General features: G+C 74.6%; 24 protein-coding genes and 1 riboswitch. Of the genes, 9 read left to right on the forward strand and 15 right to left on the reverse strand.

What is annotated here, in order from left to right:
* Positions 1-20 precede the first annotated feature (20 nt).
* The gene (locus GCU56_RS17015) at positions 21-959 is read right to left on the reverse strand and encodes a siderophore-interacting protein (RefSeq protein WP_163482934.1); all 939 of its coding nucleotides are present in this window, start codon (positions 957-959) and stop codon (positions 21-23) included.
* 112 nt (positions 960-1,071) lie between these two features.
* Between GCU56_RS17015 and GCU56_RS17020 the strand changes: the two genes are divergently transcribed.
* On the forward strand, positions 1,072-2,076 hold the full coding sequence (locus tag GCU56_RS17020) for an ABC transporter substrate-binding protein (RefSeq protein WP_163482935.1): 1,005 nt from the start codon (positions 1,072-1,074) through the stop codon (positions 2,074-2,076).
* 57 nt (positions 2,077-2,133) lie between these two features.
* On the opposite strand, the gene GCU56_RS25280 is transcribed toward GCU56_RS17020, so the two are convergent.
* Positions 2,134-3,084 carry an EamA family transporter gene (locus GCU56_RS25280; protein WP_345771892.1) on the reverse strand — a complete coding sequence of 317 codons (951 nt, stop codon included), beginning with the start codon at positions 3,082-3,084 and terminating at the stop codon, positions 2,134-2,136.
* A gap of 137 nt (positions 3,085-3,221) precedes the next feature.
* Here GCU56_RS25280 and GCU56_RS17030 point away from each other — a divergent pair, with 137 nt between their 5' ends.
* Genes GCU56_RS17030 through GCU56_RS17045 form a run of 4 tightly spaced genes read left to right on the forward strand, consistent with a single transcriptional unit; the run spans position 3,222 to position 5,862 of the window.
* Complete coding sequence (locus GCU56_RS17030) at positions 3,222-3,596, forward strand: hypothetical protein (RefSeq protein ID WP_163482936.1); 375 nt, start codon at positions 3,222-3,224, stop codon at positions 3,594-3,596.
* 22 nt (positions 3,597-3,618) lie between these two features.
* Positions 3,619-4,401 (forward strand): thioesterase family protein, encoded by a 783-nt coding sequence (locus GCU56_RS17035; RefSeq protein WP_163482937.1) that lies wholly within the window; start codon positions 3,619-3,621, stop codon positions 4,399-4,401.
* Between the two features lie 52 nt (positions 4,402-4,453).
* Complete coding sequence (locus tag GCU56_RS17040; protein WP_163482938.1) at positions 4,454-5,347, forward strand: mechanosensitive ion channel family protein; 894 nt, start codon at positions 4,454-4,456, stop codon at positions 5,345-5,347.
* The gene (locus GCU56_RS17045; protein WP_163482939.1) at positions 5,344-5,862 is read left to right on the forward strand and encodes a hypothetical protein; all 519 of its coding nucleotides are present in this window, start codon (positions 5,344-5,346) and stop codon (positions 5,860-5,862) included. The genes GCU56_RS17040 and GCU56_RS17045 overlap by 4 nt, the downstream gene beginning before the upstream one ends.
* Before the next feature lie 7 nt (positions 5,863-5,869).
* Here the strand turns inward: GCU56_RS17045 and GCU56_RS17050 are convergent, their stop codons facing one another.
* Positions 5,870-6,907 carry a zinc-binding dehydrogenase gene (locus GCU56_RS17050; RefSeq protein WP_163482940.1) on the reverse strand — a complete coding sequence of 346 codons (1,038 nt, stop codon included), beginning with the start codon at positions 6,905-6,907 and terminating at the stop codon, positions 5,870-5,872.
* Positions 6,908-6,981: 74 nt separating this feature from the next.
* Positions 6,982-7,096, forward strand: a riboswitch (SAM riboswitch).
* A gap of 44 nt (positions 7,097-7,140) precedes the next feature.
* On the opposite strand from GCU56_RS17050, the gene GCU56_RS17055 reads away from it, so the two are divergent.
* Positions 7,141-8,433, forward strand: coding sequence for a bifunctional o-acetylhomoserine/o-acetylserine sulfhydrylase (locus tag GCU56_RS17055; protein ID WP_163482941.1), 1,293 nt, complete (start codon positions 7,141-7,143; stop codon positions 8,431-8,433).
* Position 8,434: 1 nt separating this feature from the next.
* Positions 8,435-9,559 (forward strand): homoserine O-acetyltransferase MetX, encoded by a 1,125-nt coding sequence (gene metX, locus GCU56_RS17060; protein ID WP_345771893.1) that lies wholly within the window; start codon positions 8,435-8,437, stop codon positions 9,557-9,559.
* A 114-nt stretch (positions 9,560-9,673) separates the two neighbouring features.
* Here metX and GCU56_RS24735 read toward each other — a convergent pair whose 3' ends face one another.
* Entirely contained in the window at positions 9,674-10,252 is a 579-nt protein-coding gene (locus GCU56_RS24735) for a DapH/DapD/GlmU-related protein (RefSeq protein ID WP_163482942.1), read from the reverse strand.
* Between the two features lie 63 nt (positions 10,253-10,315).
* Between GCU56_RS24735 and GCU56_RS17070 the strand changes: the two genes are divergently transcribed.
* Positions 10,316-11,350 (forward strand): uroporphyrinogen decarboxylase family protein, encoded by a 1,035-nt coding sequence (locus GCU56_RS17070; protein WP_163482943.1) that lies wholly within the window; start codon positions 10,316-10,318, stop codon positions 11,348-11,350.
* On the opposite strand, the gene GCU56_RS17075 is transcribed toward GCU56_RS17070, so the two are convergent.
* The 6 genes from GCU56_RS17075 to GCU56_RS17100 all read right to left on the reverse strand — a co-directional run bounded on the left by GCU56_RS17075 (position 11,347) and on the right by GCU56_RS17100 (position 15,468).
* Entirely contained in the window at positions 11,347-11,649 is a 303-nt protein-coding gene (locus GCU56_RS17075) for a hypothetical protein (protein WP_163482944.1), read from the reverse strand. The genes GCU56_RS17070 and GCU56_RS17075 overlap by 4 nt on opposite strands.
* A gap of 4 nt (positions 11,650-11,653) precedes the next feature.
* Positions 11,654-11,857: a helix-turn-helix domain-containing protein gene (locus GCU56_RS17080; protein WP_163482945.1), complete on the reverse strand. Its 204-nt coding sequence runs from the start codon at positions 11,855-11,857 to the stop codon at positions 11,654-11,656.
* An 8-nt stretch (positions 11,858-11,865) separates the two neighbouring features.
* On the reverse strand, positions 11,866-12,270 hold the full coding sequence (locus GCU56_RS17085) for a hypothetical protein (protein ID WP_163482946.1): 405 nt from the start codon (positions 12,268-12,270) through the stop codon (positions 11,866-11,868).
* 164 nt (positions 12,271-12,434) lie between these two features.
* A complete protein-coding gene (gdhA, locus tag GCU56_RS17090) occupies positions 12,435-13,784 on the reverse strand; it encodes an NADP-specific glutamate dehydrogenase (RefSeq protein ID WP_345771894.1) in 1,350 nt (449 codons plus the stop codon).
* A gap of 72 nt (positions 13,785-13,856) precedes the next feature.
* The gene (locus GCU56_RS17095) at positions 13,857-14,747 is read right to left on the reverse strand and encodes an NAD(P)H-hydrate dehydratase (protein WP_163482947.1); all 891 of its coding nucleotides are present in this window, start codon (positions 14,745-14,747) and stop codon (positions 13,857-13,859) included.
* Positions 14,728-15,468 (reverse strand): histidine phosphatase family protein, encoded by a 741-nt coding sequence (locus GCU56_RS17100; RefSeq protein ID WP_345771895.1) that lies wholly within the window; start codon positions 15,466-15,468, stop codon positions 14,728-14,730. The genes GCU56_RS17095 and GCU56_RS17100 overlap by 20 nt, the downstream gene beginning before the upstream one ends.
* Before the next feature lie 97 nt (positions 15,469-15,565).
* Here GCU56_RS17100 and GCU56_RS17105 point away from each other — a divergent pair, with 97 nt between their 5' ends.
* Complete coding sequence (locus GCU56_RS17105) at positions 15,566-16,144, forward strand: YdeI/OmpD-associated family protein (protein ID WP_345771896.1); 579 nt, start codon at positions 15,566-15,568, stop codon at positions 16,142-16,144.
* Between the two features lie 66 nt (positions 16,145-16,210).
* Here the strand turns inward: GCU56_RS17105 and GCU56_RS17110 are convergent, their stop codons facing one another.
* The 5 genes from GCU56_RS17110 to GCU56_RS17130 all read right to left on the reverse strand — a co-directional run bounded on the left by GCU56_RS17110 (position 16,211) and on the right by GCU56_RS17130 (position 21,685).
* A complete protein-coding gene (locus GCU56_RS17110) occupies positions 16,211-17,218 on the reverse strand; it encodes an NlpC/P60 family protein (protein ID WP_163482949.1) in 1,008 nt (335 codons plus the stop codon).
* Between the two features lie 204 nt (positions 17,219-17,422).
* Entirely contained in the window at positions 17,423-17,911 is a 489-nt protein-coding gene (locus GCU56_RS17115) for a hypothetical protein (RefSeq protein WP_163482950.1), read from the reverse strand.
* A 107-nt stretch (positions 17,912-18,018) separates the two neighbouring features.
* Entirely contained in the window at positions 18,019-18,321 is a 303-nt protein-coding gene (locus tag GCU56_RS17120) for a hypothetical protein (protein WP_163482951.1), read from the reverse strand.
* 396 nt (positions 18,322-18,717) lie between these two features.
* Positions 18,718-20,106, reverse strand: coding sequence for a metallopeptidase TldD-related protein (locus tag GCU56_RS17125; protein ID WP_163482952.1), 1,389 nt, complete (start codon positions 20,104-20,106; stop codon positions 18,718-18,720).
* A 64-nt stretch (positions 20,107-20,170) separates the two neighbouring features.
* Positions 20,171-21,685: a metallopeptidase TldD-related protein gene (locus GCU56_RS17130; protein ID WP_163482953.1), complete on the reverse strand. Its 1,515-nt coding sequence runs from the start codon at positions 21,683-21,685 to the stop codon at positions 20,171-20,173.
* Positions 21,686-21,719: the final 34 nt, after the last annotated feature.

Genomic DNA, 21,719 nt, shown 5'->3' on the forward strand with positions numbered 1-21,719 from the left:
GGCGGACCCCTGCAGAGGGCTCACCCGGCGACGCCCTCGCGCCAGTAGCCCATGAACGCCACGGCCGAGCGCGGCAACCCGAGGTCGCCGACCAGCCGCCGGCGCAGCGACTTCACGACGCCGGCCTCGCCGGCCAGCCAGGCGTAGCAGCCGGCCGTCGCACCGTCGCCACCCTCGGGCACCTCCCACAGGAACCCGGTGTCGACGTCGACGTCCTCGGGGTCTGCGGCCGGTCGGTCCGAGGCGACGCCGAGCTCGCACAGGGCCCGGTGCACCGCCGGCTCCAGGAGGGCACCGCGCGCCGCCCCCTCCCGCGGCAGCCAGCGCACCGTGACGCCCGCCGGCAGGACCAGGTCCATCACGTCACCGGCCTCGGGCACCTCCAGCAGCGCGGTGACCGTCCGGGAGCCGTCCGCCAGCGAGTCGAGGATGGCGCACACCGCGGGCACCGCGGTCTCGTCACCGGCCAGCAGCAGCGTGGTCGCGGACGCCGGCGGCGCCCACTCCACTCCCCACGGCCGGCCGTGGCCGGGCCGGTCGGGGCCCAGCAGCACGATCTCGTCCCCGGGGACCGCGCGCGCCGCCCAGCTCGCGGCGGGGCCGGCGTGCCCGCCGTCCACCCCGTGCAGCACGACGTCGACGTCGAGCTCGGCGAGCTCGGGGCGGGCCGCCCGCACCGTGTACGTGCGGACGTGGGGGCGCTGTTCCTCGGGCATCGCGCAGTACTCGGGGTACCAGTCCGCTCCGCGGTCGACCAGCCGGCGCAGGCCGTCGGGGTCGCGCGCCAGCACCAGCTTGAACCGCTGGTCGTCGCCGGCGGCGCCGAAACCGGCGAGGCGCGGGCCGGTGAGGGTCAGCCGGACGAAGCTCGGCCCCAGGCGCTGAACCGCGGCGACGGAGGCCTGGAAGAAGGCCCACTGGGGCGCGGTGTCGACCGCCTGCTCCGCGGTGGGGGTCATGCGCGGTCTCCGCTCTCCTGGCGAGATCAGCCCTTGCGGACAGCGACTTAGGCAAGGCTAACCTGATCGCGCCCAGGGGGGAACACCCCTCGTCCGACGTCCAGGAGTTCCGTTGCACCGCCTGCCGCACCGCCTGATCGGCGCCTCCCTCACCGTGGCCGCACTCCTCGGCGCCGCCGGCTGCGCCGGCGACGGGAGCGACAGCGCCACCCCCGCCGCCTCGGGAGCGGGCGGCTGGGAGTTCACCGACGACCTGGGCAGCACCGTCGAGCTGGACGAGGTCCCGCGCCGGGTCGCCGGCCTCAACGACGTGATGGCCTCCCTCTGGAACTACGGCATCGAACCGGTCGCCACGTTCGGGCAGACCTCGGCGGCGGACGACGTGGCCTTCGACGGCCGGGACCTGGCCGACCTGGCGATCGTCGGGGAGAGCTACGGGCAGATCGACCTGGAACAGCTGGCCGCGGCCGACCCCGACGTCATCGTCACCTCGGTCTACCCGACCGACTCCTCGGGCGCGCTGGACGCGACGCAGCCGCTGTACGGCTTCGAGTCGATCGAGCAACAGGAGCAGGTCGCCCGCATCGCCCCCGTCGTCGCCATCGCCTACCGCGGCTCGGCCGCCGACGTCATCGACCGGACCGTCGAGCTGGCCGGCTCCCTGGGCGCCGACGCCGACCTGGTCGACTCGGCCCGCGCGGACTTCGACGCGGCCGCCGCGGCCCTCACCGAGGCCGCCGCGTCCGGGGTGACCGTGCTGCCCGTCTACGCGACCGCGAGCGAGGGCTGGTGGATGGGCAAGGCCCCCGACGACCCGTCGCTGCGGCTCTACCAGGACCTCGGCGTGCGGTTCGTGGACCCGGGCGGCGACGGCTACTTCTGGGAGAGCGTCGGCTGGGAGGACGTGACCGAGTACCCGAGCGACGTCCTGCTGTACTCGCTTCGCGGCGGGGAGACCCCCGAGCAGATGTCCGCGCAGCCCACCTACGGCCTCCTCCCGGCGGTCGAGGCCGGGCAGGTGCACCCGTGGAAGTACGTCGGGATGGACCACGTCGCGCAGGCGGCCTACATGACCGAGCTGGCCGGCTGGCTCGCGCAGGCGCGGAAGGTCACCTGAGGGAGGCCCCCTGCCCCACCGTTCGCGAGCTCACGGCGGGACCCTGCAGGAGGCCGCTCAGGCGGGGGCGACGGTCTCGTTGAGCCGGGTGGGCGCGGGGGCGGCCCGCGCGGTCTGCGCCAGGCCGATGCCCATCAGGACGACGAGGCCGCCGAGCACCTGCCAGCCCGAGAGCACCTGCTCCACCCACAGCCACGCCACGAGCGAGGCCAGCACCGGCTCCACGGTGGCCACCAGGCCCGCCGTCGTCGGAGGCAGGTGCCGCAGCGCGGCGATGGACAGCCAGAAGGGCAGCACGGCCCCGAGGACCACGATCCACCCCACCAGCGCCCACAGCGGCAGCTGGAGCGAGCCCAGCGACACCGGCACCCGCTCGCCGAGCACACCTGCGTCGAACTGCCACCACGGCGCCGCGACCGCCCAGAACAGCGCGGCCGCCACGAAGCTCCAGCAGGTCAGCCCCACCGGGTCGCGGGTGACCGTGCCGCGCTCGCCGAGCAGGTAGTAGGTGGCCAGGCAGACCGCGGCCGTCAGCGCGGCCGCCACTCCCAGCGGGTCCAGCGACCCCCCGCCCTGCCACACCTGCGCCACGAAGACCAGGCCGGACAGCGAGAGCCCCAGCGCCGCCCACAGCCGGGTGCGCACCCGCTCCCCGCGGACCAGCCAGACGTAGAGGGCGATCAGCACCGGCGCCGTCATCTCGAAGACCAGCGCGATGCCGACCGGCAGCCGGCCGATGGCCACGTAGTAGAGGAACTGGGTGAGCGCGACGCCGACCACGCCGAACGCGGCGAGGAACGGCAGCTCGCGCCAGGTCACCCGGAGCCGCTGGGGGGCGGTGAGCGCCAGGACGGCGAGCAGGGCGAGCGCCGCGCCGGTGCAGCGGAGGGCGGTCAGGCGGGTGGCCGGGATGCCTGCCTGCAGCGCCAGCGTGGAGACCGTGCCGTTCAGGGCGAACAGCCCCGCCGCGGCGACGGTGGCGGCGTATCCGAGAGCGGGCCGGGGCACTCGGGCAATGTAGTCCCCGAAACGCGGTGAGCCACCTACCGGGCTCGTGCGGGCCCGCCCGCGTCGCTCGGCCCTCGCCCGCCGGGTCGCCCGCTGCCCGTCGACGAGGCCGGCCGGCCGCCGGGGAGGATGGGGACGTGACGGAGCCCCGGCCGCCCTGGTCCCCCCGCCGCCGCAAGCTGCTGGGCGGCCTCGCGGTGGGCACCGTCCTCGGCGTGCTGGGCGGGGTCGCGCTGCCCGCCGAGTACGGCGTCACCGCGACGTTCCTCGCCGCGCTGTGCGCGTTCCTGCTGGTGGTGGCGCTGGTCGTCTTCGTCGCGATCCCCGGGCCGGACACCCTCGCCGAGCTGCTCCGGACCGCACCGCTGGCCGGTGCGGTGCTGGTCGTGACGATCCTGCTCGTCCTCGCCAACCCGGCCGGCTCGCTGCGCTGGCTGTGGATCGTCATCGCCGTCGGGGCGGCGGCGTGGACGGCCTTCGCGGTCTGGGAGACCCGCCGGTCCGGTGGCTGACCGGAGGGCAGACTGCCTCGGCATGGAGCTGCCCGCAGCGCTGTACGAGCCGGTGGACGGCGGATTCCGCGCCACCGACCTGACCATCGGCCCCTGGGACCCCGGGCTCCAGCACGCCGGCCCGCCCGCCGCGCTGCTCGCCCGCGCCGCCGAGGGGGCCAGCGCCATCCCCGGTGGGCAGACCGTCCGGCTGGCCTTCGACATCCTCGGGCCGGTGCCGGTGGGGCCGGTCCAGGTCGCCACCCGGGTGCTCCGGCCGGGCCAGCGGATCGAGCTGCTCGAGGCGACGCTCACTGCCGGGAGCGACCGCCCGCTCATGCGACTGACCGCCTGGCGGGTGCGGTCGGGCACCTACGACGGCAGCGCCGCGACAGCGGCGCTGGTGCCGGGGCCCGCGGCCAGCCGCTCGGAGGTGCCGGAGTTCTTCACCACCGACGTCGCCTACCACCGGGCGCTGGACTGGCGCTTCGCGTCCGGCTCGTTCAACGCCCCCGGCCCGGCCGCCGCGTGGACGCGGCCCGCGTGCACGCTGGTGGACGGCGAGCCGATGACGCCGCTGCAGCACCTGCTGGTGATGACCGACGCGGCCAGCGGGATCTCCGCCGTCCTCGACTGGACCCGCGCCACCTTCGCCAACGTCGACCTCACCGTGGCCCTGGTGCGACCCCCGGCCGGCGAGTGGCTGGGGATGGACGCGGTCACGACCCTCGGACCGGCCGGCGCCGGCCAGTGCTTCGCCGACCTGTACGACGCCACCGGCCGGATCGGCCGCTCCGCGCAGTCGCTGTTCGTCGAACCGCGCTGACCGGGGGCCACGGTGTGGCGATCCGGCTCCCCGACGACGACCCTGGACGGCGATGGATCCCCTGAACGCACTCCTCGACTGGCTCTCCGGCCGCGGGCTGGAGATCGTCCTGATCATCCTGGGCTCGGTGCTGCTGGCCCGGCTCGTCGCCTGGATCGGCTCGAAGATCACCGACCGGATCGACGCCCGCTCGACCGGTGGTGACGCCCTGGTCCGCTCCGAGGCCGCCAAGCACCGGCACTCGCTCACCCAGGTCATCACCTGGACGCTGATCGTGCTGATCTACGCGATCGCGGTCTTCTTCGTCCTCGACCGGGCGGGGATCCCCATCGGCGGGCTGGTGGCTCCCGCGACCGTCCTCGGCGTCGGGCTCGGCTTCGGCGCCCAGCGGATCGTCGGCGACGTCCTGGCCGGCTTCTTCATCATCACCGAGCGGCAGTACGGCTTCGGGGACGTCGTCTCCATCCAGGTGGTCGGTGGCGGCGACCCGGCCACCGGCACCATCGAGGACGTGACCCTGCGGGTGACCCGCCTGCGCTCGCCGGACGGCGAGGTCATCACCCTGCCCAACGGGCAGATCGTCAAGGTGGTCAACCTGTCGCGGGACTGGGCCCGCGCGGTCGTCGACGTCCCGGTCCCGGTGAGCGTGGACGTCAGCCGGGTCAACGACGTGCTCCGCGAGGTCGGCGTCGAGGCGTTCGGCGATCCGGCGATGCGCCCGCTCCTGCTGGACCCGCCCAGCGTCATGGGCGTGGAGACCCTCGACCTGGAGCAGGTCAACGTCCGGATGGTGGCCCGCACGCTCCCCGGCAAGCAGTTCGAGGTGGGCCGGGACCTGCGCGCCCGCATCGTGCTGGCCTTCCGGCGGCACGGGATGAACGTCCCACCGCCTCCCCCGCCGTCCCCGGCGGCGACCACGGACGTCTCCGTGAGCGGGGCCCGGTGACCGCCCCCCAGGACGGCGGGCACCCCACCCGCGAACTGCCCGACCCGCCGTCGGTGCGCACGGCACCGGCCTCCGGCGGCGGCCCGCGGCGGTGGTGGTCGAGGGTGCCGCACCACCTCGGCCGCGCCCGCACCTCCACCCTCGTGCTCACGCTGCTCTTCCTGGCGATCGGGACGCTGTACCTCTACGTGCGCCCGGAGGTGACCGCCGTGGGCACCGTCCCGGTCGACACCGTGACCCCCGCACCGGCGCCCGTCGAGCCCGCCCAGCCGACCGAGTCCGCCGAGCCCGCCGCGCCGACCGAGCCGACCGAGCCGACGGGGTCGTCGGCGCCGACGACCACGTCGCCGTCCGGGTCGGCCACGCCGAGCGAGACCGCCTCGGGGGGCGCCCCGGCGCCGGGGACCACCGGCGAGCCGACGACCGGCGACCCGACCGTCGAGCAGGAGCCGACGCCCACGGGGCCCGCGACGACGCGGGCACCGGCCCCCACGACCGCCAGCCCGACGCCCTGACGCCGGCTCAGGAGCCCGCCACCACCGCGATGCCGGGCGCCGCACCCACCGCGGCGAGCGCCGCGCCGGCGTCGTCGAGGCCCAGCACCCGGGTGACCAGGCGGCGCGGCGCCAGCCGCCCGGCGGCGACGAGGCCCAGCAGCTCGGGATAGGCGTGCGCGGCCATGCCGTGGCTGCCGAGGACCTGCAGCTCCGCCGCGATCACCCGGTCCATCGGCACGGCCGGCCGGCCCTGCGCCGGGGGCAGCAGTCCGACCTGCACGTGCCGGCCGCGCGGGCGCAGGCTGCGGATCGAGTCCTCGCAGGTGACCACCGACCCGAGGGCGTCGATGGAGACGTGCGCTCCGCCCCCGGTCAGCTCGGCCACCCGGTCGGCCACCCCGCCGGCCGCGTCGCCGCCGTCCACCGTGTGCTCCGCGCCCAGGTCGCGGGCCAGCCGCAGCGCCGCGGGGGAGACGTCGACGCCGACCACGCGGGCGCCGGCGGCCACCGCGATCTGCACCGCGGAGAGCCCGACCCCGCCGCAGCCGTGGACGGCCAGCCACTCGCCGGCCCGCACCCGTGCCACCTGGACGACGGCCCGGAAGGCGGTGGCGTACCGGCAGCCGAGGCTCGCGGCGGTGACGTCGTCCAGGTCGTCGGGCAGCCCGACGAGGTTGACGTCGGCCGCGTCCAGCGCGACGTAGCTCGCCAGCGAACCCCAGTGCGTGAACCCCGGCTGGGTCTGCCGGGAGCAGACCTGGTGCTCCCCGGCCGCACACCGGTCACAGCGACCGCAGGCGGTCACGAACGGCACGGTGACCCGGTCGCCGACCCGCCACCGTGCCACGCCGGGGCCCACCGCGGCGACGGTGCCGGCCAGCTCGTGGCCGGGCACGTGTGGCAGCGAGACGTCGGGGTCGTGCCCCTGCCAGGCGTGCCAGTCGCTGCGGCAGATGCCGCTGGCGCCCACCTCCACGACCACGCCGCCGGGCGCGGGGGCGGGGTCGGGCACCTCCCGCACGGTCAGCGGTCCACCGAAGGTCTCGAACACCAGTGCGCGCACCCCACCAGCGTGCCAAGTGGGCTGGTGGGACCCCCGTGACGGGTGGGGCGCCGATCGTCCTAGGATCGCGGCTGGCTCACGAGAGGCAGTGCAAAGCACCTGGCTGGCTGCCCGGCAACCTCGACTCCGTCCGAGGTGCTCCAGGGGAAGAGCCGGCCGGCCGGCACCCGCCGCCGGCAAGGACGGAGTGCCCCGTGCGCCGCGGGGTCTCCCGATCGAGAGGAGACCGGCGCATGAGCGACCCGCAGAGCTGGAGCTTCGAGACCCGGCAGATCCATGCCGGGGCCTCGCCCGACCCCACCACCGGTGCCCGGGCACTGCCGATCTACGCCACGACGGCCTACCAGTTCCGCGACGCCCAGCACGCCGCGGACCTGTTCGCGCTGGCCGAGATGGGCAACATCTACACCCGGATCATGAACCCGACGCAGGACGCGCTCGAGCAGCGGGTCGCCTCGCTGGAGGGCGGGGTCGCGGCGCTGGCGGTCTCGAGCGGCCAGTCCGCGACGACGCTGGCCCTGCTCAACGTCGCCGAGTCCGGCGACCACGTGGTGGCCTCCGCCTCCCTCTACGGCGGCACCTACAACCTGCTGCACCACTCGCTGCCGAAGCTGGGCGTGAGCGTCTCGTTCGTCGAGGACCCCGACGACCCGGAGAACTGGCAGTCGCTCGTGCAGGACAACACCAAGGCGTTCTTCGGCGAGACCATCGGCAACCCGAAGGGCGACGTCCTCGACGTCAGCGCGGTGTCGGAGGTGGCGCACCGCAACGGCGTCCCGCTGATCGTCGACAACACGATCGCCACTCCGTACCTGATCCGGCCGATCGAGTTCGGCGCCGACGTCGTCGTGCACTCGGCCACCAAGTACCTGGGCGGGCACGGCACCGTCATCGCCGGGGTCATCGTCGACTCGGGCACCTTCACCTGGACCGGGGGGAAGTTCCCCGGCTTCACCGAGCCCGACCCCACCTACCACGGCGTCGTCTACGCCGACCTCGGGGCGCCGGCCTACGCGCTCAAGGCCCGGGTGCAACTGCTGCGCGACCTGGGGCCGGCGATCTCGCCGTTCAACGCCTTCCTCGTCGTCCAGGGGATCGAGACGCTGTCGCTGCGGATGGAGCGGCACGTGGGCAACACCCAGCGGGTCGCGGAGTTCCTCGAGGCACACGACTCGGTCGACCGGGTCAACTACCCGGGGCTGCCGTCGTCGCCGTGGCACGCCGCCAAGCAGAAGTACGCCCCGCGCGGGGCCGGCGCGGTCCTGACCTTCGAGCTGCACGGCGGGGTCGAGGCGGGCAAGCGCTTCGTCGACGCGCTGGAGCTGTTCAGCCACGTGGCCAACATCGGTGACGTGCGCAGCCTGGTCATCCACCCGGCGTCGACGACCCACTCGCAGCTGACCCCCGAGGAGCAGCTGACCACCGGCGTCACCCCCGGGCTGGTGCGGCTGGCGATCGGCCTCGAGGGCATCGACGACATCCTGGCCGACCTGGAGGCGGGCTTCCGCGCAGCGAAGGGCGCCTGACGTGGGCGGGGTCCAGGACGTGCGCGCCGCGCCCTGGGCCCCGCCACGCCCGGGGGGCTGGACCGAGGGCGATCCGGTCGGCGACCGGCGCTTCCTCGACCTGTCCGGGCCGGTCCGGCTCGACCGCGGCGGGTCGCTGCCCGCCGTCCGGGTGGCCTACGAGACGTGGGGGACGCTCGCTCCCGGCGGCGGCAACGCCGTCCTCGTCGAGCACGCGCTGACCGGCGACAGCCACGTCACCGGCCCACCCAGCCCCGGCCACCCGACGCCGGGCTGGTGGTCGGGCCTGGTCGGGCCGGGGGCGCCGCTGGACACCGACCGGCTGTTCGTCGTCTGCGCCAACGTGCTCGGCGGCTGCCAGGGGACCACCGGCCCGTCGTCGGCCGCCCCGGACGGCGCCCCGTGGGGGTCGCGGTTCCCCGTCGTCACCGTCGGCGACCAGGTGCGGGTCGAGGCGGCGCTGGCCGACGCGCTCGGCGTCGAGCGCTGGGCGGCGGTGCTCGGCGGCTCGATGGGCGGCATGCGCGCGCTGGAGTGGGCGGTGGCCCTGCCGGAGCGGGTCGGCGGGCTGTTCTTCCTCGCGTCCGGTGCCGCGGCGACCGCCGACCAGCTCGGCACCCAGACAACCCAGCAGGCCGCCATCCGGGCCGATCCCGCGTGGGCCGGCGGGGACTACCTGCCCGGCCCCGGTCCGGTCACCGGCCTGGGCGTGGCCCGCCGGATCGCCCACCTCACCTACCGCAGCGCGTTCGAGCTCGAGGAGCGGTTCGGCACGGCCGTGCAGGACGACGGCCGGTTCGCCGTCGCGTCCTACCTCGACCACCACGCCGACAAGCTGGCCCGCCGCTTCGACGCCGGCAGCTACGTCGTCCTCACCGAGAGCATGAACACCTGGGACGTCGGCCGCGGCCGCGGCGGGGTGACGGCGGCGCTGTCCCGGGTGAGCGCGCGGGCGGTCGTGGCCGGCGTCGACTCCGACCGGCTGTACCCGTTGGCCCTGCAGCAGCAGGTCGCCGACGGCCTCGGCGTCCCCCTGCGGGTGCTCTCCTCGCCCTACGGGCACGACGGCTTCCTCATCGAGGTCGACGCCGTCGGCGCCCTGGTCCGCGACCTCCTCGGCACCTGACCTCGGACCCACGGCAGACTCCCGGCGCCGGGAGTCCACGGTGGCCCCGTCCCCGGCCGCCCTGCAGGGGCCCGCCGCGAGCTTGCGAGCGGTGGGGGGCAGGGGGGTCCTTCTTCAGTCCATCGCGTCGCCGGGGGTGAGCCCGGCGGGCGGCAGGGGACGGCGGACCACCGGGCGGACACGCCGCGCCGTGGCCAGCCGGTCGGTGTAGCTGGCGGCGTTGCCGCGGATGTGCGCGAGGTCGTCGTCGTTCGCCTGGCGGATCACCTTCGCCGGGACGCCCGCGACCAGCGACCCGGGAGGCACCTGGGTGCCCTGGGTGACCACGGCGCCGGCAGCGACGATCGACCCCGACCCGATGTGCGCCCCGTTCATCACCACGCTGCCCATGCCGACCAGGACGTCGTCGTCGATGCGGGCGCCGTGCAGCACCACGTTGTGGCCGACGGTGACCCCCCGGCCGACGACCAGCGGGAACCCCGCGTCGGAGTGCAGGGTGCAGCCGTCCTGCACGTTGGACCCCTCGCCGATCTCGATCACCTCGCCGTCGGCGCGGGCCACCGAGCCGTACCAGATGCTCGATCGCGGCCCCATGGAGACCGCTCCGACCACCACGGCCGTCGGGGCCACGAAGGCATCGTCGTCGATCTTGGGGGCGCCGAAGTCGAGTTCGGCGATGTAGTTGTCCGCCACGGCGACAGCAGAGCACAGGGCCGCCGGGCGCGCACCCGTCCGCGGCGCGGCAGACTCGGCGGCATGGTCCTCGCCCTGCCGCCCCTGCCCACCTCGGTCGTCGGCAGCCTGCCCCAGCCCGGCTGGCTCATCGACCGCGAGGGGCTGGCCCACCAGACGCCGCCGCGGGTGCGGGCCCGGGAGCTGTGGCGCCCGGCGCCGGACCTGCTCGAGGAGGCGCAGGACGACGCGACCCGGCTGGCGATCCGCGCGCAGGAGACGGCCGGCCTGGACGTCCTCACCGACGGCGAGCAGCGCCGGGAGTCCTACTCCAACCACTTCGCCACCGCACTGGAGGGCGTCGACATCGACACCCCCGGCTCGGTGATCAACCGGTCCGGCGTGCCCATCCCCGTGCCCCGGGTGGTCGGTGACATCGGCCGCCCCGAACCGGTGCAGGCCCGGGACGTGCGGTTCCTGCGGGCGCACACCGACCGGGTCGTCAAGATCACCGTGCCGGGGCCGTTCACCATGGCGCAGCAGTCGCAGGACGAGCACTACGGCGACGACCGCGCCCTGGCGCTGGCCTACGCCGACGTCGTCCGTGCCGAGATCGCCGACCTCTTCGCCGCCGGCGCCGACATCGTGCAGATCGACGAGCCCTGGCTGCAGGCCCGCCCCGAGGTGGCCCGCCGCTACGGCGCCGAGGCGGTCAGCCGCGCGGTGGAGGGGGCGGCCGGGCCGGTGCACCTGCACCTGTGCTTCGGCTACGCCGCGATGGTGAGCGACCGGCCCGAGGGCTACTCGTTCCTGCCCGAGCTCGCCGACACCCCCGTCGACACGATCTCGGTGGAGACCGCGCAGTCGCACCTGGACCCGGCCCAGCTGCGACCGCTGCGGGGCAAGGGCATCGCGCTCGGCGTCCTGGACCTGTCCACCCCGGAGGTGGAGACGCCGGAGGTGATCGCCGACCGCGTCCGCCGCGCGCTGGACGACGTCGACGTCGCGAAGCTCGTCCTCTCCAGCGACTGCGGGCTGAAGTACCTGCCGCGGGCCGCCGCCGAGGGGAAGATGCGCTCCCTCGCCCAGGCGGCCCGGGTGCTGCGCGACGAGCTCTAGTCGCCCCACTCCCGGAGGAACGTGCCCACGTCCCGGGTCTCCAGCTGCTCCTGCACGAAGCGCAGCATCTCCCCCGGCGTGGTCGTGTCCCCGGCGGGCACCCGCACCACCTCCGTGCCGTCGTCCCGCCGGGTGACGACGACGTCGAACAGAGAGGGGGCGGGCAGCAGACCGAGCACCAGCTCCGCGACGAAGGCACCGAGCAGGCGGGCACCGCGCACCAGCCGCCCGCCGGGCCGGACCTCCAGGCCGGCCACGAGCACCTGCACCGCCGGGACGTCGTCGTCGGGAACGCTCATGGGGTCAGCCTGCCGCATCGTCGGGACTGAAGACGTCCTCGATGCGGCAGTCGAAGAGCGCGGCGATGCGGAAGGCGAGGGGCAGGCTGGGGTCGAACCGGCCCTTCTCCAGGGAGATGACCGTCTGCCGGGAGACACCGAGCTCCTCGGCCAGCCGTCCCTGCGACCAGCCCCGGGTCGCCCGCCGCTCGGCCAGGTCGTTGCGCACCGCCGGTGTCAGGCGTCGCGCCGGCTCAGGACCGTGAACCGGACGGCGACGTCGGCGAAGCCCAGCACGAGCAGCGCCATCAGCACGGTGGTGGCCGCCACCTCGAGCCCGGTGACCGCCAGGGCCGCGGCACCGAGGCCGGCGACGGAGAGCAGGTCGAGGAAGGCACCCGCGGCGCTGCGGTGCCACCAGTCGTGCTCGACGCTCTCCTCCGGGTGGGTGACCGGGCCCGGGTCGACCGTGCCGGAGACGAACAGCAGCCAGCCCAGCCCGTAGGCCGGCCCCACGGTGCAGGCGGCGAACACCAGGGTCCTCAGCCAGAACCGGTCGTCACCGAAGGCGCCGGCGAGCAGACCGATGCCGCTGGCGACCAGGAGACCGGTGAGCACCGCAGCGACGTGACGCGGGACCATGGCCGACTCTCTCCTGACAAGTGAGCTTGACACGGCAGGGAGTCCACCAGGTCGGGACCCCGGTGTCAAGCGTGCTTCACACCAGAGTCGGGCCGGGTACCCGGCGTGGCCCCTCGCAGGGACGCCGCGAGCCCGCGAGTGGCGGGGGGCGAGGGGGTCCGTCCTCAGATCAGCCCGTGCGCGTGCACCGCCTCGGCCACCTCGAGGAACCCCGCGACGTTGGCGCCCAGCACCAGGTCGCCCGGCGAGCCGTACTCGTCGGCGGTCTCGTGGCAGCGCGTGTGGATGTCGCGCATGATCTCCTCGAGCCGCGCCTCGCTGTGCTCGAAGGTCCACCGGTCCCGCGACGCGTTCTGCTGCATCTCCAGCGCCGAGGTCGCCACCCCGCCCGCGTTGGCGGCCTTGCCCGGCGCGAACGCCACCCCGGCGTCGCGGAAGGTCTGCACCGCCTCGGGGGTCGCCGGCATGTTGGCGCCCTCCACCACGTACCGGCAGCCGTTGCGGGCGAGCACGATCGCCGCGTCGCCGTCGAGCTCGTTCTGGGTGGCACTGGGGATCGCCACCTCGCACGGGACGTCCCACACGCTGCCCCCCTCGACGAAGTGCGCCGAGGGCACCCGCTCGGCGTACTCGGCGATGCGCGCCCGCTCGACCTCCTTGACCTGCTTGAGGACGTCGAGGTCGATGCCCTTCTCGTCGACGACGTAGCCGCTGGAGTCCGAGCAGGCCACCACGGTGCCGCCGAGCTGGTGGACCTTCTCGACGCCGTAGACCGCGACGTTGCCGGAGCCGCTCACGGTCACCCGCTTGCCGTCGAAGGACTCGCCGGCCGCTTCCATCATGGCCGCGGCGAAGAACGCGGCGCCGTACCCGGTGGCCTCGGTCCGCACCAGCGCGCCGCCCCACCCCAGGCCCTTGCCGGTGATGACGCCGGACTCGTAGCGGTTGGTGATCCGCTTGTACTGCCCGAACAGGAAGCCGATCTCGCGGGCGCCCACCCCGATGTCCCCGGCGGGCACGTCGGTGTACTCGCCGAGGTGCCGGTAGAGCTCGGTCATGAACGACTGGCAGAAGCGCATGACCTCGGCGTCCGAGCGGCCCTTCGGGTCGAAGTCCGACCCGCCCTTGCCGCCGCCGATCGGCATGCCGGTCAGCGCGTTCTTGAACACCTGCTCGAAGCCGAGGAACTTGACGATGCCCAGGTCCACGGAGGGGTGGAACCGCAGGCCGCCCTTGTACGGGCCCAGCGCGGAGTTGAACTCCACCCGGAACCCCCGGTTGATGTGCACCTCGCCGCGGTCGTCCTGCCAGGGCACCCGGAAGATGATCTGGCGCTCCGGCTCGCAGATGCGCTGCACGGTCTTCATCTCGGCGTACTCGCTGTGCCGGTCGAGCACGACGGCGAGGGACTGGAGCACCTCTCGCACCGCCTGGTGGAACTCGGTCTCGCCGCGGTTGCGCCGCAGCACCTCGTCGTAGATCCCCTGCACCGTCGCAGGCACCTCCACGTGCACCAGGTCTCTCCCTCTCGTCGATCGACGCCGGCGATCAGCGCTGGGAGGAACCTACGCGGGGCCGGCGAGGGCTCAGGGCACGACCTCGGCGAGCGCCCGCGGGACCTCGGCCGGCAGTTCCCGGGCCAGGAACCCCAGCGGGCCCACCGACGACGCCAGCCGCTCACCGCAGCGCCCGTGCAGATAGGCCGCCCAGACCGCGGCCTGGGCGGGCTCCGCACCGCGGGCGAGCAGGCCGCCGGTGATTCCGGCCCGGACGTCGCCGGAACCGGAGACGCCGAGGCCCGCGGTGCCGCTGTCGTCCCGCCAGATCCGCCCGTCGGGAGCGGCGATCCACGAGGTGGCGCCGCCGAGGCCGACGACCGCGCGCGTCCGGGCCGACAGATCGGCCGTGGCGCCGGCGGGGTCGTCCTCGATCTCGTCCTCCTCCCGGTGCAGCGCGTAGGCCATCTCCGTGGGGTTCGGGGTCAGCACCACCCGGCCGTCGAGGTGGTGGATGCAGGCCTCGTCGGCGCTGACGCAGCTCAGCCCGAGCGCGTCCAGGGCCAGCGGGCCGCGCAGGTGCGGCAGCAGCCGCGCCCCGAACGCCTGGGTCTCCTCGGTGTCGGCCATCCCCGGGCCGATGAGGACGGCGTCGGCCGCCTCCGCGAGGTCACGGACGACGTCGGCGGCAGCCGCGCTGACCGCACCCCCGTCGGTCTCCGGCAGGGCCCGGACCAGGGCCTCGGGCAGGGCCGCGGCCGCGAACGGCGCCAGCGAGGCGACCGTCGCGACCTGGAGCTTGCCGGCACCGGCGCGCATGGCCGCCTCGGCGGCGAGCAGCACGGCGCCGACGGTCTCGGTGCTGCCACCGATGACCAGGATCGAGCCGCGGGAGTTCTTGCCCCCGGACGGCTCGGGCAACTGCCAGCCGCGCAGGACGTCCTGGGAGACGGGCGTGGGGTCAGGACTGCCGAGCGACATCGGGCTCCTCGGTGACGTCCTCGTCCCGGGCGACGAGGTGGGTGACGGCGTTGAAGTCCGCGAGCTCGAGGTCGCCCGCGGCGTTCATCTCGTAGCGGGTGAGGGAGGCGTTGGCGACCTGCTGCTCCCGGTCGACGGCGAGCAGCTCCTGCTCGGTCAGCTCCTCCAGCACGTAGCGGAAGACCATGATCACCGCCTGGTGAGCGACCACGAGCAGCCGCTCGCAGTCGTGCCGCAGCGCCTCGGTGGCCAGCAGGCTGCGGATCCGCAGGGCGACGTCGGCCCAGCTCTCCCCGCCGGGTGGCCGGTAGTAGAACTTGCCCAGCAGGTCGCGGCGCTTGGCCTCGTCGGGGAACTGCTCGCGGATGCCGGTACCGGTCATCCCGTCGAACGCCCCGAAGTCGCGCTCCCGCAGTCGCTCGTCGGTGCGGACCCGCACGTCCAGGCCCGCGGTCGCCAGGCGCGCGGTGGTCAGCGCCCGGGCGAAGGGCGAGCTGAGCACGGCGGTCGGCCGCTCCTCCTCGGGCAGCTCGGCGAGGTGGCGGCCCAGCGCTTCGGCCTGCCCGCGGCCGGTCTCCGACAGCGGGACGTCGGGGTCGCGGACGTCGAGCTCGAGCCGGCCGGCGCCGGACTGCTGGGCGTGCGCATCGGCGACGTTGCCCATGCTCTCGCCGTGCCGGACCAGCCAGATGACCGACGGGCCCGGTCCCCGGTCGCTCACAGCCCACCTCCGTCCGGCCGCACCCTGCGGCTCCCCGGACGCGGTAGCCGGGGCGGACCAGCCCGAAACCGTCGGCGCCCACGGGCAGGATGGACGCGTGACGCTGCCCACCGACCTGCCGGTGCTCTCGTTCCCCGACCAGGCCGCGCTGGAGGCGTGGCTGGAGGCCGAGCACCGGACCGCGCCGGGGCTGTACGTCAAGCTGGCCAAGAAGGGCGCGGGCGTCCCGTCGATCAACTGGGAGCAGATGGTCGAGGTGCTGCTCTGCTTCGGCTGGATCGACGGCCGCGCCAACCGGCTCGACGACCACTACTACCTGCAGCGCATCACGCCGCGGCGGCCGAAGAGCGTCTGGTCGAAGAAGAACGTCACGACGGTGGAGCGGCTGACCGCCGAGGGCCGCATGCGCCCGGCGGGCCTGGCGGCGGTGGAGGCGGCCAAGGCCGACGGGCGGTGGGAGCGCGCCTACGCGGGCCCGGCCACCATCACGATGCCCGACGACCTGGCCGCGGCACTCGACGCCGAGCCCGCGGCCCGCGCGGCGTACGACGCGCTGGACGGCCAGAACCGGTACGCCGTCCTCTGGCGGGTGCACACGGCCACCACCCCGGCGACGCGGGCGAAGCGGATCGCCGCCGCCGTGCAGCTGCTCGCCGAGGGAGGGCGACCGCACTGAGAAGGGATCCTCCTGCCCCCCACCACTCGCGAGCTCGCGGCGGGACCCTGCAGGAGGGCCACCGGTTCACAGCACGCGGCGGGCGCCGGCGTAGCCGCGCTGGTCGACGCTGGTCACCGCCACCGGCTGGCCGTAGGTGCGGGCGTGCACCATCTTGCCGTCACCGATGTAGATGCCGACGTGGCTGACCGGCGAGTAGAAGTACACGATGTCACCGGGCTGCAGCTCGGCGCGGGAGACCGGCGCGCCCAGCTGCGACTGCGCGCGGCTGGAGTGCGGCAGCTGCACGCCGGCCGCGCTGTACGCGAAGCTGGTCAGGCCCGAGCAGTCGAACCCGGACGGGCCCGACGAGCCCCACACGTAGGGCTTGCCGACCTGGGCGAGCGCGGCCTGGACGATCCCGCCGGCGGCAGCGCTGGGGGCGCCGGCCACGACCGACGCGGTGGGCGGCGGCGGCAGTGCCGGACCGGCCAGCGTGGCGGTGACGACGGCCTGCTCGGCGGCGGAGAGACGGGCGAAGTCGGCCTCGTAGGCGCTCACCCTCGACTGCACCTCGGCCTGCTGCCGGTCGAGCTCGGCCAGCGCGGCGGCGGCCTGCGCGGCGGCCGCGTCCGCGTCGGCCCGGGCCTGGTCGGCGGCCCGCTGCGCCACGGAGATCTCGGCCAGCAGGCCCTCGGTGTGCGCGGCGATGAGGTCGAGCGTGGTCATCTGCTGGACGACGTCGGCCGCCGAGTCCGAGGTCAGGAAGGCGGCCATCCGGGACTGCGACGTCGCGGCGGTCTGCGCGATGGCCCGCAGCTGCGGGGAGTAGCCGTCGAGCACGGCCTGCGCCTGCGCGGCGAGCAGCGCGGCGGCGGCCGCGGCCTGCTGCTGGGCGGCGACGGTGATCCGCGCCTGGTGGATCTGCTCGTCGAGTCCGGTCAGCTGCTGGCCGGTCTCGGCGACCAGCCGGGCGGCGTCCGCGGCCGTCGAGGGTGCGGCGACCGCCGTCGCGGGGGACAGCGCCACGACCGCTGCGGCCGTGACGGACAGGGCGGCCCCGAACCAGCGTCGACTCGTCGTCCGGTTGCGCACGGCCGGCCCCCTCTCGCCGCGCCCCACCCGAGAGCGGGCGGTGTTCCGAGCGCGTGAGTACGCACGGTAGGGAGAGGGTGGCGGGTGGTGAGGGGTGGCGCGCGGGCGCCCGGCCCCCCGTCAGGACCCACTGGTCACATCCGCCCCACCAGTGCTCCGGCGTCCCGCCGGCCTCGGGTCCTGTCGGAACGGCGGGGTATCAGCTCAGGACCGCCGGGGCGGTGCGGACCCCGACCGGTTCCGGTCGGGTGCGAGCGGGACGAGGAGGTCGGCGACCGCGCCGGTGACGAACGAGTAGACGGCCTTCCCGCCGACGTCGACCACCTGGTCGCGCCGGGACCAGGTCCACGGCGGGGAGCCGACGCCGGTGGCGTTCTCCAGGGTCTGGTCGGTGGCCAGCCTGACCGAGGTGTGCCAGGCCGAGGCACGCCAGCCCCTCAGCCCACTGGCCGCCCAGACGCCCCGCAGGGCACCGACGAGCGCGCCGGTGCCCCAGTGCATGAGGTGGTTGCGCACCAGCGGGCGGGCGGACTCGGGCAGCCGGCGGCGCGTGGTCACGGCGGTGAGCGTGCGGGCCGGCACGTAGGAGTCCGGCCGGTGCGTCAGGGACTGTTCGACCTTCTCGCCCAGGGTCATGGCGGCGGTGCCGGCCAGTCCGGCCAGGGCCCCGCGGAGGGCAGCGCGTCCCAACATGGGCAGCCCCTACCCGGGCCGGTCCTCGTGCGAACCGCGGAGGGGCTCGGCGGCCGCCACCCGTCGGCGGCCACGTCCCGTCGGCGGCCCCGTCCCGGGGCCCTCGCTCAGCCGGCGAGCGGCTCCTGCGCCTCGAGGTGGGTGACCATCTCGAGGTCACGCACGACGGCGCTCAGCTCGTCGGCGGTCCACGGCTCGCAGCAGTCACACCCGCCGTCACGGTGGCTCACCAGGCCGAGCAGGCCCTGCGCCTGGTCCTCGGCGATGGCCAGGCTCCCGGTGGAGGGGTGGCGGTGGCAGGCGCACGCGGCGACGCACAGGCCGAGACCCCAGCCGGAGACGATGACGATGTCCCCGTCGTCCCAGATCTGACCCACCTGGAACACGGACGGCTTCTGAGTCCTGAGCACCGGAGCCCCTCCCCTCACCAGCACCGGAGAGATCCGGAGCTCGGTCTGCGGTCGAGGCGAGAAGATGCCTCGACCACGTTTCGGTCGATGTGGAGGGCGGTACAGGTGGAAGTTCCACTCGCTCGGCCAACCCCCGCTGGAACAGACGGTATTCGGCCGTTCGCACAACGTCACGGTCACGATCCGCCAACACTGTGACGGAACGGTTGGCACTCGCCTACCCACCGTCGTGCCCTCTCGGCGCGTCGTCCGCTCGGCGACGCCGGCAGACCCTCCCCCGACCTCCCGACGCCGCACGTCCCTGGGTCGGACTCCCGGCGCCGCACGTCTGCTGGGGGACTTGTGGCGCCGAAAGTCCGTCGGGGGCCGGATGTGGCCTCGGGGGGCGAGGGCGGGTCAGCTCGCGGGGGACACCGAGCTCATGTTGAAGTCCGGTACCCGCACGGTCGGCATGGCGGCCCGGGTGAACCAGTCGCTCCACTCCCGCGGCAGGGTCCGCTCGGTGCGGCCGGCCTCGGTGATGCGGCCGAGCAGGTCGACCGGCGACTCGTTGAACCGGAAGTTGTTCACCGCACCGGTCACCTCACCGCCCTCGACGAGGAAGACGCCGTCGCGGGTGAGCCCGGTCAGCAGCAGGGTCTGGGGATCGACCTCGCGGATGTACCAGAGGGTGGTGAGGAGCAGGCCGCGCTCGGTGGCCGCCACCATCTCGTCCTGCGTCGCCGTGGCACCCGGGGACTCGAGGAGCAGGTTGTCGACCGCGGCGGTCGCCGGCGCCGTCGTGTTGAGCGCCCACGCCCGCGGCCGGATGAGGTTGGTGAGCACGCCGCCCGAGATCCAGTCGACCGCCGGCGTCGCCATGCCGTTGTCGAACACCGACGCCGATCCCGACGACCCGCCCACGACCTGGAACGGGCACGCCTCCAGGCCCGGCGCGAACGGGTCGCTGCGGAGGGTCAGCGGGAGGGCGGCCAGCCGCTCGCCGACGCGGTTGCCGCCACCTGCCTTGGCGTAGACGTTGCGCCCCTCGTCGGCGTCACGCGCCTCCATCGTCCAGTAGGCGTAGATCATCAGGTCGCTGATCGCCGAGGGCGGCAGCAGCGTCTCGTAGCGGGCGGCGGGCAGCTCCACCCGCCGGCGCGACCAGGCCAGCTTGCGCGCCACCTCGCCGGCGAGGTCGGCCACCGAGACGTCGGCGAAGTCACGGGTGCCCACGCCGGCCCACACCGAGCGGCTCATGTCGGCGCTCTTGCCGTTGAGCTCGACCCGACCGGCGGGCTGGTCGTGCCGCAGCCGCAGACCGGTCGAGGTGCCCAGGTAGGTGGTGGCCATGGCGTGCTCCGCGTAGCCGAACAGCAACTCCTCCCGCCCGCGGGCCTCGCCGAAGGCCTCCGCCAGAGCCGGGGCGACGTCGGTGAAGACGCCGATCGAGGTCTCCGCCGCATCGGCGTCCCACTCCCCCGCGCCCGGCGGCGGCTCCGCGACCAGGGGGACGGCGTCCTCGGCCGGTCCCGCGTCACGAGCAGCCTGCTCGCTGGCGGCCACCAGCTCCGCGACGTCCGGACTGCCGGTGCGCGCCACCGTGCCGGTGGCCATGCCCGCGCCGCCGTCGACGAAGGAGATGACGACGACCTGTCGCGAGCGCATGGAGCCGTTCGTGGTCAGGCTGTTGCCGGCCCAGCGCAGGTTGGCCTCGGAGCTCTCGACGACGTAGGTCACCTGCGCATCCGCGGTCGACGCGGCCAGCGCCTTCTCGACGACGTCCTGGGGACGCAGCCAGCTCATCGCTCCGCTCCTCGCTCGCCGGCGCTCGCTGCGATGCTCACGACCCGCTCGACGCTCGCACCGCTCATCGCCCCGCCTCCTGCACCGTGTTGAGGATGTTGACGTTCTCGAACAGCGCCGTCGGGCAGCCGTGGCTGACCGGGGCGACCTGCCCGGGCTGGGCCTTGCCGCAGTTGAAGGCGCCCCCGAGCACGTACGTCTGCGGGCCGCCGACGACACGCATCGCGCCCCAGAAGTCCGTCGTCGTCGCCTGGTAGGCCACGTCGCGCAGTTGCCCCGCCAGCCGGCCGCCCTCGATCCGGTAGAACCGCTGGCCGGTGAACTGGAAGTTGTAGCGCTGCATGTCGATCGACCAGCTCTTGTCACCGACGACGTAGATGCCGCGCTCGACGCCGGCGATGACCTCTTCCGTCGACGGCCCGCCGGAGGCCGGCTGGAGCGAGACGTTCGCCATCCGCTGCACCGGCACGTGGCCCGGCGAGTCGGCGAAGGCGCAGCCGTTGGACCGGGGCATCCCCCGCAGCCGCGCCATGTTGCGGTCCACCTGGTAGCCGACCAGGACGCCGTCGCGCACGACGTCCCACGTCTGGCCGGCGACGCCCTCGTCGTCCCACCCGACGGTGGACAGCCCGTGGGGGGCGGTGCGGTCGCCGGTCACGTGCATCAGCTCGGAGCCGTACTGCAGCGTGCCCAGCTTGTCGGGCGTGGCGAACGAGGTGCCGGCGTAGGCCGCCTCGTACCCCAGCGCGCGGTCGAGCTCGGTGGCGTGCCCGACCGACTCGTGGATGGTCAACCAGAGGTTGGACGGGTCGACGACGAGGTCGTACCGGCCGGCCTCCACCGACGGCGCCTTGGTCTTCTCCCGCAGCAGCTCCGGGATCTCGGCCAGCTCGGCCCGCCAGTCCCAGCCGGTGCCGGTGACGTACTCCCAGCCGCGCCCGGCCGGCGGGCCGAGCGTGCGCATGCTCTCGAAGGCGCCGGTGGCCCGGTCGACGGTGAGCGCGGTGAAGGCCGGGTGCACCCGCACGCGCTGCTGCCGGGTGCGGGTGCCGGCGGTGTCGGCGTAGTACTTCTGCTCCTTGACCGCCATCGCACTGGTCTGCACGTGCTCGACCCCGTCGGCTGCCAGCAGCTGCTCCGACAGCTCGGTGAGCAGGCCGGTCTTCTCCACGTCGGGGACGGCGAAGGGGTCGACGTCGTAGTCGGAGACCCACACGGCGTCGGGGTACACCGGCTCGGGGGCGAGCTCCACGCGGTCGCTGTTGACCGCGGCCGACACCCGGGCGACCGCGACGGCCTCCTCGGCCAGCCGGACGGCCTCCGCGGCGGTGAGGACGACGCCTGCCGCGAAACCCCACGTGCCCTCGTGGACCACGCGGACCGACAGGCCGAGGTCCTCGCCGTCGGCCAGGGACTCCAGCCGGGCGTCGCGCAGGCTGATCGTCTGGGTGCGGATCCGCTCCACCCGCAGGTCGGCGTGCTCACAGCCCAGGTCGCGAGCGCGGGTGAGCGCCGCGTCGGTCAGCGCGGAGAGGGGCAGGGCGAGGAAGGACGCGTCCACGTCTCGGGAACCGGCCACGGCCCCTGTCTACCAGCCGCCCCCGACGCCGCCG

Origin of the sequence: Geodermatophilus sabuli (genome assembly GCF_010686765.1) — a bacterium.
In the GTDB taxonomy this organism is placed as follows: Bacteria; Actinomycetota; Actinomycetes; order Mycobacteriales; family Geodermatophilaceae; genus Geodermatophilus; species Geodermatophilus sabuli_A.